This is a genomic window from Pannonibacter indicus, from assembly GCF_001418225.1.
In the GTDB taxonomy this organism is placed as follows: Bacteria; Pseudomonadota; Alphaproteobacteria; order Rhizobiales; family Stappiaceae; genus Pannonibacter; species Pannonibacter indicus.
In genome coordinates this window covers 466,531-480,742 of record NZ_LIPT01000003.1, presented here as the reverse complement: position 1 = coordinate 480,742, position 14,212 = coordinate 466,531, and the positions used below count along the sequence as shown (strand labels likewise).

13 protein-coding genes are annotated in these 14,212 nt (G+C 61.3%); 1 reads left to right on the top strand and 12 read right to left on the bottom strand.

Going from position 1 to position 14,212, the window contains the following annotated elements; genetic code table 11:
• Positions 1-37: 37 nt before the first annotated feature.
• The 3 genes from ASC48_RS08020 to ASC48_RS08010 are packed head-to-tail and all read right to left on the bottom strand — an operon-like array spanning position 38 to position 3,161.
• Positions 38-1,021, bottom strand: coding sequence for an Hsp33 family molecular chaperone (locus ASC48_RS08020; RefSeq protein WP_055455204.1), 984 nt, complete (start codon positions 1,019-1,021; stop codon positions 38-40).
• Between the two features lie 11 nt (positions 1,022-1,032).
• A complete protein-coding gene (gene argF, locus ASC48_RS08015) occupies positions 1,033-1,956 on the bottom strand; it encodes an ornithine carbamoyltransferase (protein WP_055455203.1) in 924 nt (307 codons plus the stop codon).
• 2 nt (positions 1,957-1,958) lie between these two features.
• Positions 1,959-3,161, bottom strand: coding sequence for an aspartate aminotransferase family protein (locus tag ASC48_RS08010; protein WP_055455202.1), 1,203 nt, complete (start codon positions 3,159-3,161; stop codon positions 1,959-1,961).
• Positions 3,162-3,583: 422 nt separating this feature from the next.
• On the opposite strand from ASC48_RS08010, the gene ASC48_RS08005 reads away from it, so the two are divergent.
• Complete coding sequence (locus ASC48_RS08005) at positions 3,584-4,156, top strand: GcrA family cell cycle regulator (protein WP_055455201.1); 573 nt, start codon at positions 3,584-3,586, stop codon at positions 4,154-4,156.
• Positions 4,157-4,360: 204 nt separating this feature from the next.
• Here the strand turns inward: ASC48_RS08005 and phoB are convergent, their stop codons facing one another.
• The 9 genes from phoB to ASC48_RS07960 all read right to left on the bottom strand — a co-directional run bounded on the left by phoB (position 4,361) and on the right by ASC48_RS07960 (position 13,953).
• Entirely contained in the window at positions 4,361-5,059 is a 699-nt protein-coding gene (gene phoB / locus ASC48_RS08000) for a phosphate regulon transcriptional regulator PhoB (RefSeq protein ID WP_055455200.1), read from the bottom strand.
• A gap of 37 nt (positions 5,060-5,096) precedes the next feature.
• Entirely contained in the window at positions 5,097-5,807 is a 711-nt protein-coding gene (gene phoU, locus ASC48_RS07995) for a phosphate signaling complex protein PhoU (RefSeq protein ID WP_055455199.1), read from the bottom strand.
• A 39-nt stretch (positions 5,808-5,846) separates the two neighbouring features.
• The gene (gene pstB / locus ASC48_RS07990) at positions 5,847-6,656 is read right to left on the bottom strand and encodes a phosphate ABC transporter ATP-binding protein PstB (RefSeq protein WP_409840449.1); all 810 of its coding nucleotides are present in this window, start codon (positions 6,654-6,656) and stop codon (positions 5,847-5,849) included.
• 20 nt (positions 6,657-6,676) lie between these two features.
• Entirely contained in the window at positions 6,677-7,972 is a 1,296-nt protein-coding gene (gene pstA, locus ASC48_RS07985; protein ID WP_055455197.1) for a phosphate ABC transporter permease PstA, read from the bottom strand.
• Entirely contained in the window at positions 7,972-9,348 is a 1,377-nt protein-coding gene (gene pstC / locus ASC48_RS07980) for a phosphate ABC transporter permease subunit PstC (protein ID WP_055455196.1), read from the bottom strand. The genes pstA and pstC overlap by 1 nt, the downstream gene beginning before the upstream one ends.
• A gap of 77 nt (positions 9,349-9,425) precedes the next feature.
• The gene (locus ASC48_RS07975) at positions 9,426-10,466 is read right to left on the bottom strand and encodes a substrate-binding domain-containing protein (protein WP_244270020.1); all 1,041 of its coding nucleotides are present in this window, start codon (positions 10,464-10,466) and stop codon (positions 9,426-9,428) included.
• Positions 10,467-10,738: 272 nt separating this feature from the next.
• Positions 10,739-11,752, bottom strand: coding sequence for a substrate-binding domain-containing protein (locus tag ASC48_RS07970; RefSeq protein WP_055455194.1), 1,014 nt, complete (start codon positions 11,750-11,752; stop codon positions 10,739-10,741).
• 132 nt (positions 11,753-11,884) lie between these two features.
• The gene (locus ASC48_RS07965; RefSeq protein WP_055455193.1) at positions 11,885-13,225 is read right to left on the bottom strand and encodes an ATP-binding protein; all 1,341 of its coding nucleotides are present in this window, start codon (positions 13,223-13,225) and stop codon (positions 11,885-11,887) included.
• A 245-nt stretch (positions 13,226-13,470) separates the two neighbouring features.
• Positions 13,471-13,953, bottom strand: a complete 483-nt coding sequence (locus tag ASC48_RS07960; RefSeq protein WP_055455192.1) for an SRPBCC domain-containing protein — start codon at positions 13,951-13,953, stop codon at positions 13,471-13,473.
• Positions 13,954-14,212: the final 259 nt, after the last annotated feature.

Below are 14,212 nucleotides of genomic sequence, written 5' to 3'. Positions count from 1 at the left end.
CGGCGGCTAGCCCTTCCAGAGGCAGGCCGCCGGTATTTCAGACGGCTTCGGCCTTGAACTCATAGGCGGCGCTGCAGAATTCGCAGGTCACCACTACCTTGCCGTCCACAACCATCTCCGCCTTCTCCTCTTCGGAGAAGCTCTGGAAGATGCCTTCGATCTTCTCACGCGAGCAGCGGCAGCGGTCGGCGATGGGCTGGGCGTCATAGAGGCGCACGCCGCGCTCATGGAACAGGCGGAACAGCAGCTCCTCCACCGGAATGTCCGGATCGGTCAGCTCGTCATCGCGCACGGTGCCGGTGAGGCTGCGGGCCTCGGTCCAGGCATCGTCCTCATCAATGCTGTGCTCTTCCACGCCTTCCGGCATGTCCCCGGGGTGGAGATCCGCCTGACGCATGCGCTCCGGCGCTTCGGGCAGGAACTGCACGAGGATGCCGCCCGCTGTCCACTGCTGGCTCGGAGCCTCGCCCTCGCGGCGAGTGAACAGGCGGCCAACGGCAAGGCGCACTTCGGTCGGGATCTGTTCGGAGCGGGCAAAGTAGCGGCGGGCCACCTCTTCCAGCGAAATGCCGTCCAGCTCCACCAGCCCTTGATAGCGCTGCATGTGCTTGCCCTGGTCGATGGTCATCGCCAGATGGCCACGTCCCAGCAGCGCGGCCGCATCGCCATGTTCCCCTGCCCCGCCCGGCGCGAAGGCGCCGGCGTCGAAGCGGGCATAGGCGCGGATGGCGTCGGGTGAGGAAAAATCCACCACCAGCATGTTCACCGGGCCGTCGGTCTGGGTCTGCAGCGTGAAGCGGCCCTCGAACTTCAGCGAGGTGCCAAGCAGCGCCGTCAGCGCAATGGCCTCGCCCAGCAGGCGGGCCACGGGCGCCGGATAGTCATGCCGGTCAAGGATCCGGTTCAGAATGGGGCCAAGCGCCACGGCGCGGCCGCGCACATCCAGCCCTTCCACGGAGAAGGGCCGGACGGCATCGGTGCCCGCAGGCGTCACGCCATAGGATGCAAGATCAAGTGCCACGCTTTACATCCTCAAAAGCCGTTGAAACACCAGGCCAGAATGCCCTTTTGGGCATGCAGCCGGTTTTCGGCCTCATCAAAGACCACAGAATTGGGTCCGTCCATCACGTCCGAAGTCACTTCCTCGCCGCGATGGGCCGGCAGGCAGTGCATGAACAAGGCATCCGCATGGGCTTCCGCCATCAGCCGCTTGTTCACCTGATAAGGTCTCAGCAGGTTGTGACGGTTTGCCTCGTCCTCGTCGCCCATGGACACCCAACAGTCGGTGATGACGCAATCGGTGCCCTTGACGGCGGCAAAGGGATCATCGGTGACGATGATCGACGCGCCTTCCGCACGCGCGGCTTCAATGAGCGCAGGTGGCGGTGCCAGTTCCGGCGGCGTGGCGATGCGCAGTTCGAAATCCATACGCGGCGCGGCATGCACCCAGGAGGCGAGCACGTTGTTGCTGTCGCCGGTCCAGGCCACGGACTTGCCCTTGATGGAGCCGCGATGCTCCTCAAAGGTCATCAGATCGGCCATAATCTGGCACGGATGCGAGCGCTTGGTCAGGCCATTGATGACCGGAACGGTGGCGTTTGCCGCCAGCTCGTTGAGGTCATCATGGTCGAGAATGCGGATCATGATGGCATCAACGAAGCGGGACAGCACCCGGGCCGTATCGGCGATGGTCTCGCCCCGGCCCAGCTGCATTTCCGCGCCGGTCAGCATCAGCGTTTCACCGCCAAGTTCACGCATGCCCACGTCAAAGGAAATGCGGGTGCGGGTGGAGGGCTGCTCGAAGATCATCGCCAGCACCTTGCCGGCCAGCGGGCCTTCACCGCGGCGCACACCGTTGCGCTCAGTCTTCAGCTTGCGCCCGAGTGCCAGAATTCCGCGCAGTTCCTCACCGTCAAACTGCGTCAGATCGAGGAAATGACGCCCATTCGCAGACATGTTCACACCCCATCCCCTTCCTTGGCCAGATCGGCCTCCACGGCCGCTGCGGCCGCCTCGATGCGGGCCACAGCCTCGCCGATTTCCTCATCCGTGATCGTCAGCGGCGGCAGGATGCGCAGCACGTTGTCGCCGGCGGGAACCACCAGCAGGCCATTGGCACGCACCTTGGCCAGAACTTCCGTGTTCGGGCGCACACACTTGATGCCCAGCATCAGGCCACGGCCCCGCACTTCCTCAAATACTTTCGGATGAGCATCAATGACAGCAGCCAGCCGCTGCTTCAGCAGCAGGCCCTTGCGCTGCACTTCTTCCAGGAAGCCCGGAGCCAGAATGACATCCAGCACCGCATTGCCCACAGCCATGGCCAGCGGGTTGCCGCCGAAGGTGGTGCCATGCGTGCCGGGAACCATACCGGCGGCGGCCGCTTCCGTGGCAAGGCAGGCGCCCATGGGGAAGCCTCCCCCGATGCCCTTGGCAACGGCCATCAGGTCCGGCGTTACACCCGCCCATTCATGGGCAAAGAGCTTGCCAGTGCGGCCAACGCCGGTCTGGATCTCGTCAAAGATCAGCAGCAGGCCTTCGGCATCACAGATCTCGCGCAGCTTGCGCAGGAATTCCGCATCCACCTCGCGCACGCCGCCCTCACCCTGAATGGGCTCAATGCAGAGCGCTGCGGTGGTGGGGCCGATGGCCGCCTTCAGCGCATCCAGGTCACCGGTCTTCACCTGATCAAAGCCCGGCGCCTTGGGGCCGAAGCCTTCCATATATTTGGCCTGGCCGCCCGCCGCGATGGTAGCAATGGTCCGGCCATGGAAGGCGCCTTCAAAGGTGATGATGCCGATCCGTTCCGGGCGGCCATTGACATAATGATAGCGCCGCGCCGTCTTGATGCAGGCTTCCATCGCCTCGGCGCCGGAGTTGGAAAAGAACACCCGGTCCGCAAAGGTGGCATCCGCCAGCCGCTGGCCAAGCTCTTCCTGCCCTGCAACCTTGTAGAGATTTGAGATGTGCCACAGCTTCCCGGCCTGCACCTTCAGCGCATTGACGAGATGAGGGTGGGAGTGACCCAGCGCATTCACCGCAATTCCCGACCCGCAGTCGAGAAAGCGTCGCCCGTCAGCGGTCTCCAGCCAGACGCCTTCTCCGCGGACGAAATCCAGGTCCGCCCGTGCGTATGTGCCGAAAAGTGCCGACGCAGTCATTCCCTTGCTCCTTCAGGTAGTTAAGCGCGCCTTTCGCATAGGGTTCATGCCAGGGCGTCTACCATCAACGGGTTCTCAAAACGAACTGTGCCGCCCTCGCAGGCGGCACACCGAACAAGGACTGTTTATACAACGCTCTTGCCTATGGGTGTCAATGCAAATGGCGCATTTCCGCCATTGCCGCAGAAGGTAAAAGTCAACCCCGGTTATCTGGGGAAAAGTCGTTTCGTCCCCGGTTCATGTTTGCCCCCAACTTGCCTCGCCTTCATCGCCCATTGTAGTGTCCAACCAGTCGGATACGACATGTCGTGCTGTAGTTCACCAAATCATACTGGATATGGCCACTAAGGCGCGGACCACGCGTGCCTTAATTCATGGTTAATGCGTAAAATTCTACAGCCGCAAACGACGGGGTGCGACAGATGAGCTGGACTGACGAACGCGTAGATCTCTTGAAGAAGCTTTGGACGGACGGTCTGAGTGCGAGCCAGATTGCTGCCGAGCTTGGCGGCATCACGCGCAACGCTGTCATCGGCAAGGTGCACCGCCTTGGCCTTTCGGGCCGGGCGAAGACCACAGCACCCGTTGCCAAGCAGCGCCGGCCGCGCAGCGCAACGGCGCCGGTGACGGCAGCCGCCGCGCCACAGCAGACCACGGTGCAAGCCACCTCCACCATGCGCACGCCTTCGGCAGGCACGCCCCAGTTGCGCGGTGCCACGGCCCTGAAGATGGCACCGCAGGAAGATGTGGCCATCGACGTGGAAGCAGCGCCGCTCGCCGAACTGGTGCCCTTCACCGAGCGCGCCACGATCCTCACCCTCACCGAGCGCACCTGCAAGTGGCCGATCGGTGATCCGTCCTCCTCGGATTTCTATTTCTGCGGCCGCCATTCGGAACCCGGCGTTCCCTATTGCCCGCAGCACTGCCGGATCGCCTACCAGCCGGTCAATGACCGCCGCCGCGCCGCTCCGGACAAGAAAGCCCTTCGCGGCTGATGCTTCAGAGGGGGCCAACCAGCACCCCAAGCGGCTCCCTCACCCAATCAAGCCTGCCCGCTGCGGCAGGCTTTTTTGTTGGCTGGACGTCCGACTGCATTTGTTGAACGGCTGGGAACGCCGGCGCAAAATGGCGCGCTTGTCCAAAAGCCAAAAGGCCCGCACGGATGGCGGGCCTTTCCAGAATAATTGCAGCAGAGCGGATCAGCTGGCGGCGGCGAACTGATCGTTGAAGGCATAACCCGCGCCGCGGACCGTGCGGATCGGGTCCTTCACCTTGCCCTTGTTGATGGCCTTGCGCAGGCGGCCGACGTGAACGTCGACGGTGCGCTCATCCACATAGACATCGTGGCCCCACACACCGTCGAGCAGCTGCTCGCGGGAGAACACGCGGCCGGGCGAGGTCATCAGGAATTCCAGCAGGCGGAACTCCGTCGGCCCCAGGTGGATTTCCTTGCCGTTGCGGCGGACGCGATGGGTTTCCTTGTCCAGCTCCAGATCGCCAGACTTCAGTATGGTGGACACCACTTCCGGGCGGGCCCGGCGCAGGATGGCGCGCACCCGGGCCATCAGCTCGGGGATCGAGAAGGGTTTCACCACATAGTCATCGGCGCCGGTGGCGAGCCCCCGGATGCGCTCGGCCTCCTCGCCGCGTGCCGTCAGCATGATGATCGGCAGGCGCTCGGTTTCGGACCGGGCCCGGACGCGGCGGCACAGCTCGATGCCGGAAAGGCCTGGCAGCATCCAGTCCAGCAGCAGCAAGTCCGGCTGCGTCTCCCGCAGCCGGATTTCGGCGTCATCTCCCCGGTCGCAGGAGTCCACGTCATAGCCTTCCGCTTCAAGATTGTAGCGCAGCAGAAGGCTCAGGGGCTCTTCGTCTTCAACGATAAGAACCTTGGGCATGACAATATGCTCCGGACGTCACGCAAAGTCAGTCAGGTCAGTTGCCTTCGTTAACGGCAATGCCCATTTCGTCGATCTTCCGGCGGGCTTCCAGCAGCTGGTCACCGGTCACCATGAAATAGACGTTTTCGGCGATGTTGGTGGCGTGGTCACCAATGCGCTCGATGTTCTTGGCACAGAACAGCAGGTGGGCACACTGGGTGATCTTGCGCGGATCTTCCATCATGTAGGTCAGCAACTCGCGGAACAGCGAGGTGTAGATGGCATCCACCTCATCATCGCGCTCGCGCACGGCCTTGGCGGCTTCGGCATCACGGCCCGTGTAAGCGTCCAGCACCGACTTGAGCTGGTTCAGCGCCAGATCGGACATATGCTCGACGCCGAAGGCGGCCTTCTTGGAATTGAAGACGCCGTCGATGGCAATCACGCGCTTGGCGATGTTCTTGGCAAGGTCGCCAACGCGCTCCAGATCGTTGGCAATGCGGCCTGCGGCCATGATCTCGCGCAGATCCTGGCCCATCGGCTGGCGCAGGGCGACGATGCGGATGAACTTCGCCTCGATTTCCTGCTGCATTTCGTCCAGCTTGGCATCAGCCTGAACTGTGGCCTGCGCCTTGGCCAGATCGTGAGTCAGCAGAGCGCTGACAGCATCATTCACCAGCTTTTCAGCCAGACCGCCCATTTCGGCAACCCGGCCGGCCAGGGCGCGCAGTTCCTCGTCATACGAGCTTACAATATGCTCGGACATGTCGTGTTCCTCTCAAATTCTCGAGCGCAAGATCCAGTATCAGCCGAAACGGCCGGTGATGTAATCCTGCGTGCGCTTGTCCTGCGGATTGGTGAAGATGTCCTGCGTCGCCCCTTCCTCGACCAGATTGCCGAGATGGAAGAAAGCGGTGCGCTGGGACACACGGGCGGCCTGCTGCATGGAGTGCGTCACGATCACGATGGTGAAGTTGGTGCGCAGCTCGTCGATCAGCTCTTCGACCTTGGCGGTTGCGATCGGATCAAGGGCCGAGCACGGCTCGTCCATGAGGATCACTTCGGGGCTGACGGCGATGGCACGGGCAATGCAGAGACGCTGCTGCTGGCCACCGGACAGGCCAGTACCGGACTCATCCAGACGGTCCTTCACCTCACTCCACAGACCAGCTTTCTGAAGGGAGGTTGAGACGATCTCATCCAGTTGCGCCTTGTTCTTGGCAAGGCCGTGGATGCGCGGCCCATAGGCGACGTTCTCGTAGATCGACTTGGGGAACGGGTTCGGCTTCTGGAACACCATCCCGACGCGGGCACGCAACTCAACGACATCGATATTCGGATCGTAAATGTCTTCGTTATCCAGCTTGATCTTGCCCGAAACGCGGCAGCTGTCGATGGTGTCGTTCATCCGGTTGAGGCAGCGCAGGAAGGTGGACTTACCGCAGCCAGACGGGCCGATCAGCGCCGTCACCTGATTAGCAGGCACATCCAGCGACACTCCGAACAGAGCCTGCTTTTCTCCGTAAAAAACCTCTACGCCAGTCCCGGACATCTTTGGCTTGCTCATCGCGCTATACTCCTGAGCCAGCGTTTCTCCGCTCGCAATTTGAAACATGTCATTCATCCTTCTTGTGATCACCAGCGCCGCTCAAAGCGCTGACGCAGGAAGATGGCAATCGCGTTCATGGTGATGAGAAAACCAAGCAGCACGAGAATGGCTGCAGACGTGCGCGAGACGAAGCCGCGCTCCGGGCTGTCTGCCCAGATGAAGATCTGTGTCGGCAGAGCCGTGGAGGGCTCCAGAATTCCAGCTGGAGGGCTGGTGATGAAAGCATTCATGCCGACAAGCAACAGAGGTGCCGTCTCGCCGAGTGCCTGAGCCAGTCCGATGATGGTTCCCGTAAGGATCGTCGGCATGGCAAGCGGCAGAATGTGATGCAAGATCACTTCGTGCTTTGATGCGCCGACACCGAGCGCCGCCTCACGGATCGCGGAGGGAACCGACTTCAGCGAGGCACGGGTGACGATGATGATCGTCGGCAGTGTCATAAGTGCCAGAGTCATGCCGCCGACCAGCGGCACCGAGCGCGGCAGACCGAACCAGCCAATGAACACCGCCAGGGCGAGCAGACCGAACACCACGGAAGGCACCGCAGCCAGATTGTTGATATTGACCTCGATCAGATCAGTAAGCCGGTTCTTGGGCGCAAACTCCTCCAGATAGATCGCTGCGGCGATACCCGCAGGGAAGCTGATCAGGAAGCAGACCATCAAGGCCCAGAAGGAACCCGATACAGCGCCAGCCAGACCCGCAAGTTCCGGAAAGCGGCTATCTGAGTTGAAGAACAATCCCCAGTTAAAGGAGCGGGTCAGCACCCCCTCCTCGACCAGCTTGTCGTAAAAGCCGAGCTGGACATCATTCACACGGCGCAGCTGCTCTGGCAGAGAACGGTCAATATTTCCCTTTGCAAGCTGGTCAATCGGGTCGGCGGCAGGAAAGGTAAATGCAACCGTCGTGCCAATCACCTGCGGGTTCTTCACCACCTGATCGCGTACCAGAAACGGCGCATTGTTGGTGAACATCGCGAAGTAATCACGTTCCTGCGACGCTTCCAGGCCGGGAACCAAGTCTTTCAGTGCGCCGCGGACGATATTGCGCCAATTGGCACTGAACGGATCGGCGGGATCAATCTGATCCTGCTTCAGGTCGATCCGTACCGTGATCATGGTCTGGGTGAAGGCCGTATAGCCAGTTCCAATCAATGAAATCATCAGAGTGGCCAACAGCCCGAGCGCTATGACAATGGCTCCGGCGCCATAGTACTTTAGACGGCGGTCAGCAGCATAGCGGCGTGCGCGGCGGGTCCTGAACTCGTCCGAGCGCCAGTCGACAGCAGACGGGCCAGGCAGGTTTTCACTGATACCACTCATCAGTATTTCTCCCGGTATTTCCGCACAATTCTCAGCGCCATCACATTCAGCGCCAGAGTAATCAGGAACAGCATCAGGCCAAGCGCGAACGCGGAGAGGGTCTTCGGATTGTCGAAGGCCGTATCACCGATCAGCAGCGTGACAATCTGCACGGTTACGGTCGTGACAGAGTCGAACGGGTTGATATTCAAGGAGGCGATTAGGCCGGCAGCCATCACGACAATCATTGTTTCACCAATGGCCCGGCTCAGAGCCAGCAGCACACCGCCCATGATGCCCGGCAGGGCGGCCGGAAGCAGCACCTTGCGAATCGTCTCTCCCTTGGTCGCCCCCATCGCATAGGAGCCTTCGCGCAAGGCGCGGGGCACCGCCGCAAGCGCGTCATCCGACAGGGAGGAAATGAAGGGGATGAGCATGATCGACATCACACCACCCGCAGCAAGCGCGCTGCGCGGGGCAACTTCAAGCCCGAGCCCTGTGCCGAAATCCCGGATCAGCGGGGCGACGATCAGGACCGCAAAGAAGCCGTATACAACGGTGGGCACGCCCGCCAGAATTTCAAGCAGCGGCTTGACCGAAGCACGCACACGGTGGTCCGCATATTCCGTGAGGTAGATTGCGGCCAGAAGCCCGATCGGAACAGCAAACACCATGGCAATCGTGGCAATCACGAAGGTGCCGACGAAGACCGGTATCGCGCCGAATGCACCAAGCCCTGCAACTTGGTCGGCACGCAATGGAATCTGCGGCTCCCAGCGCAGGCCGAAGAAGAACTCCGATGCAGGAACCTTGGAGAAGAACTGGAAGGATTCGTACACCAGAGAAGCGATGATCCCCAGAGTGGTGAAAATTGCCACAAAGGAGCAGAAAATCATAAAGACATTGAGCGAGCGCTCAACGCTGTGACGGGCGCGATAACGCGGCGCAACAACGCGCAAACCAAGACCCATTCCCAGAAGACAGCAGACAAGAACGCATCCGAACATTGATGCCCGCGCGATCCAGGTCCAATCGTTCAGCTTCTCCGCTGCCGCCAGCACAGTTGCATCAGGCGCGCCAAAGATCCGGCCAGCTGCAATCTGCCGTATTTCGCTGATCAGCAGCGCCTTGTCGGCACTTGTCATGGCCTCGACACGGGAGGGCTCGAACAAACCAAGCAGCAACTGGTCGATCACTGAGTTCTGGAACATCAGCCACACAAGGATGACGACAACAGCCGGAGCCGCCGTCCAGATCGCTGCGTTCATGCCGTGGTAGACTGGCCGCGAATGCATCTGTGCACCCACCTTGCCCAGCACGGACCCGGCGTGGACGCGCGCAGCAACATAGCCGATCACCGTCAACAGAAAGATCACTAGGAATGCATTGGCGACCATGTCCGCCCTCGCCGCATATCGGGAAATGGAAATCCGGCCACGAGGATACCCTCGCGGCCGGATGAAGTTTCATGAGATTACATGTCGAACTTCTTGGCGCTGAGCACAGCGTCACGAACTTCTTCGTACTTCTCCGGGGACAGCGGAGTCAGGCCACGCTCGGCGAGGTAGCCGCCAGCTGCCAGAGCTTCGGCAGAGACGTACTCGGCGAGGAACTCGTCGAGGCCCGGGATCACGCCGCGGTGAGCGTTCTTCACATAGAAGAACAGCGGGCGGGCGATCGGATAGGAACCGTCAGCAATGGTGTCGAAGGTCGGCTCAACGCCATTGATCTTCACACCCTTCAGCTTGTCCTGGTTCTCGTAGAGGAACGAGTAACCGAAGATACCGACAGCGTTCGGATCGGCCTCCAGCGACTGCACGATCAGGTTGTCATTCTCACCAGCTTCAACGAAGAGGCCATCCTGACGAACGCGGGAGCAAACCTCGTTCCACTTGTCAGCATTATCCTTCTTGAGGGCATGGATCGCCGGAATGGCGTCGCAGCCGTCATGCAGGGTCAGCTCGACAAAAGCGTCACGGGTACCGGAGGTCGGGGGCGGCCCGATCACAACGATCTTGACTGCCGGCAGAGACGGGTCGATGTCAGACCACATCTGGTTCGGGTTGGCTACCAGCTCACCAGCTTCGTTCGGCAGCTCTGCAGCAACCGCACGGAAGATCTGCTCTTCGGTGAGGTTCAGCTCGGGCCCCTTGCGAGAATGGGCGATGGACAGACCATCATATCCGATCAGGGCTTCGGTGATGTCAGTCACACCGTTGGCCTTGCAGAGATCGACTTCCGACGGCTTGATGGCGCGCGAAGCGCCGGTCACGTCGGCGAAATCGGGGCCGACGCCACCGCAAAAGGCCTTGAAGCCACCGCCCGTACCGAGCGACTCGACCACAGGGGCCGGCTTGCCGGTCTTGGCAGCGTATTCTTCAGCGACAGCCTGGCTGTACGGGAAGACCGTGGAGGAGCCGACGACCTTAATCTGGTCGCGGGCCTGAGCAGCACCGGCAACTGCGGTTGCAGCAACCGCCAGAGCCATCGTGCTTACGAGGGTTTTGAACTTCACCTGACCACTCCCTTTGAATGTCAAGGTTTTTGGGCGCGCCACCCAGCCTCCCTTGAGGCCCTGGCGACGAGCGGAACCTATCGGTCTCAGATGTGACTTCTATGTCAGTTTCGTATCACTTTTGTGACAATTTAAGTAATTGATAAATATGAGCAATTCTCCAGACTCCGCCACAATAAACACCGTTTTGTGACATTGCGGAGCAAGCAGGGCCGCTCCCGCTGGATCAGTGGAGGTTTGTTAGATGGCAGCTATTCAGCTGTCCTTGACAATCAGTGCGCAGCCGCCAGTTCTGCAGCCAGTTTCTCGTTCTCCAGCCTCTGGTGCTTGGGAAGCGGGACAAGGCCGATCTGCGCCAGATAGCCGTCCGGTCCAAGTGCTTTCTCAGAGGCAAATTCAAGGAGGAACTCCTCAAGACCTGGAACTTTTCCCAAGTGCTCTTTCTTCACATAGAAATAAAGCGGCCGGGACAGGGGATAGGTGCCAGCCGCAATCGTGACGGCGGATGGCTCGACACCGGAGATCTTCACGGCTTTCAGCCCGCCGCGGTTCTGGTCCAGGAATGAATAGCCGAAGATGCCGAGGGCTGTCGGGTTCTGTTCCAGCATCGCAACGATAAGATTGTCGTTCTCCCCCGTTTCCAGAAAGAGACCGTCCTGCCGCAACGCATGACAGGTCTTGCCATGCAGGCCGAGTTTTTCAGCATCCGCAATTGTGGCGCAACCCTGCTCCATGGCGATCTCGACAAATGAGTCACGCGTGCCGGAGGTCGGCGGCGGACCAAGAATCTCGATGCGCTTGTCCGGCAGCTCTGCGCTGATCTGACGCCAGGATTGAAAGGGATTGTCCAGCAAACGGCCTTCCAAAGGCACCTTGCGGGCGAGGCCCAGAAAGAGCTGTTCGAGGGAAAGATCCATGTCTTTCCCGCTTGCCGCCCCGGCAAGCACGATGCCATCAAAGCCAACCCGGATCTCAATCGGCGTTACACCATTTGCGCGGCATTCTTCCAGTTCGGCCGGTTTCATCGGCCTTGAAGCATTGGCCACATCAGGTGTCGCATCCCCCGCTCCGGCGCAGAAAAGCTTGATGCCGCCTCCGGTGCCGGTGGATTCGATGACCGGAAATTTTCCGCCGTTCTGAAGGGAAACCCGTTCGGCGACCGCTGCTGCGAAGGGGTAGACCGTCGAGGAGCCGACTATCTGCACCTTGTCACGCGCCTGTGCAGGCAGACCAGCCCCCACGAGGATGGGCAGAAGCAACGCAGCTCCAAGATAATGTCTTGTCATGCTGATGATCTCCGGCGTGCAACTCAAGCGCGGGATCCGTCACCGGGACGGCCGCTTCGGCAGGACTGCCTATAGCACATGTCCTAATGACACGTTGTGAGAGTTGCATGAAGCCTTGCAGATTTTGACGGATCAACGTGAGGCTGCAGCCCCGGTCTGTCCATCTGCGGGGAAGGTGATCGAGAATGCCGCCCCCTGCCCCGGCTGGCTTTCGATATCCAGGCGGGCCCGGTGCCGGGTGAGGATGTGCTTGACGATGGCAAGTCCGAGGCCGGTGCCCTTCATGGCGCGGCTGGAGGCGACATCGACGCGGTAGAACCGTTCGGTGAGCCGCGGCAGATGCTCCGACGAAATGCCCTCGCCATAGTCCCGGACGGTCAGCACCCAGCCCTGTCCGCTTCCCTGCGGGCGGACCGAAACATCGACACGCTTGCCGGTGCTGCCGTATTTCAAGGCATTTTCCACGAGGTTTTCGGTCACCTGGATCAACTCGTCCCGGTCACCACGGACCATCGCCTCCTGCTCGGGCACATCGACGTGCACCTCCATGCCAAGCTCGCGCGCCAGCGGCGAGAGGGCGTCATTGGTGTGGCGCACGGCCTCGCGCAGATCCACCAGCTTGTCCGGACGCACATGGGCTTTCAGCTCGATGCGGGACAGGGACAGGATGTCGTCGATCAGGCGGCGCATCCGGTTCGCCTGTTCCAGCATGATGGCAAGGAATCTCTCCCGCGCCCGTTCATCGTCCTTGGCCGGCCCCTGCAGGGTTTCGATGAAGCCGGTGAGGGATGCCAGAGGCGTGCGCAGCTCATGGCTGGCATTGGCGACAAAGTCGGTGCGCATGCGCTCCAGCCGCCGCTGCTCGGTCAGGTCCCGCAGGGCCACCAGCAGAAAGTCGGGCATGGCGGGTTCGTCCTGCCCCGGCTTCAGCGAGGGCAGATAGATCGGCGCGATACTGGCTTCGAACCAGGATTCGGTCGGCACTTTCTCCGCCCATTCGATCCGTTCCACCGTGCCTTGCGAGCGGGCGCGGTCGAAGGCTTCGAGCAGGGATGGCGTGCGCAGGCCGAAGGAAATCGGGTCCCCCGGGCGCACGGCCGGATAGTGCTCGCGGGCCAGCGTGTTCACATAACGGGTGATGCCCCGCCCGTCGGCAATGAAACAGGGCATGGGCAGCGCGTCTGCCGTCACCTTGATGCCGGTTCCGGGCCACATGCGGCGCAGGTCGCGATTGTTCTCAAGCTGCAGGGCACGAACGGCATCGCTGCGGCGGGGACCGAGGGCTGCGGCCAGAAACACGGCGAAGAATCCGCAAAGCACGGCCAGAAGCGGAATACGGAAGACGGCCCAAAGCAGAACCAGCACGGCGCCTGTCGTGAAAAGCACCCAGCGCGCATCCTTCAGGCGCTGCGACGGCCTTGCCTGCAGCTCGCGCGGGGGCAGCTTCTCGTCTTCAATCTGTGTATTGGTCATCGCGAACCTGCGCCTGCTTCCGCCCCGCCGCTCCCACGGAATATCATGAGCCGGTGAAATAACCCGGCTCTATGTCACTCACACGACAAAAACCAGATTAGCGTATCGAACCAACGCCCAGATGAATGTCCCGTGTCATTTTGACGGCATTTCACATGTTCTTTCACTGTGCGAAACGGCAGGCGCCCCCCCTGGCCCCGGAAGGCTGATGCGGGGAGCGGCCGATGGTGCCGGGCAAACGGAACTCATCCTGAGGTGATGTGGCGTGAAGAGGCGGCTCTCGTCAGGGCTTCCAGCAAGCGCGGCCAGCCAGCCCCGGAGGCCATGAAGGCGCGGTAATCCTCGCCTGCTGCGCCATGGCGGATGAAATCCCCGTGGCTGACTTCAAGGCGCGTCGCCTCCCCGGCATCGCGGAAGGCCAGCACCACCCGGCTTGCTGCCGAAGGATCGGCAACCGGCTTTCCGTCCGGGCCGATTTGCCAGGCGAGCCGCAGATAGAGCGGCGCTTCAATGGACAGGACCGTGCCCCAGATTATCCGCCGGCCATCCTCGCCCACCCGCGAACAGGCCCCGCCCAGATGCGGGTCAATGATGACGTCCTGCGCGGACTGGCCGAAGAAGGGATCATGCCTTGGCCACCAGGAGGCAATCCTGTCCACAGTCAGGGCAAAGGCCGCCTCGCGCTTGAGGGGAAGAACGGATTCCAGGGAAAGAGCATGTTCGGGCATGGGGCCTTGTCTGTCCTCATCTGGCTGGTCGTGTGAGCGGCCGCACCCACCTCTCCTTAGGGGAAAGACAGCGCCGCCCATCGCTTTCTAACCCGTCCACATTACCGCTTCATGCCAGTGGCGCCAATGCGACGGGTCAATCAAAACGGGAAACGGCCGTGTGCCGGACCTGACAATTGCTTGACTTGACTTGTCCTGCGCTGAACAGATGCGCAGGAACAGGCGATAGCAAGGCTTTGAGATGCTGACGCATCACGCC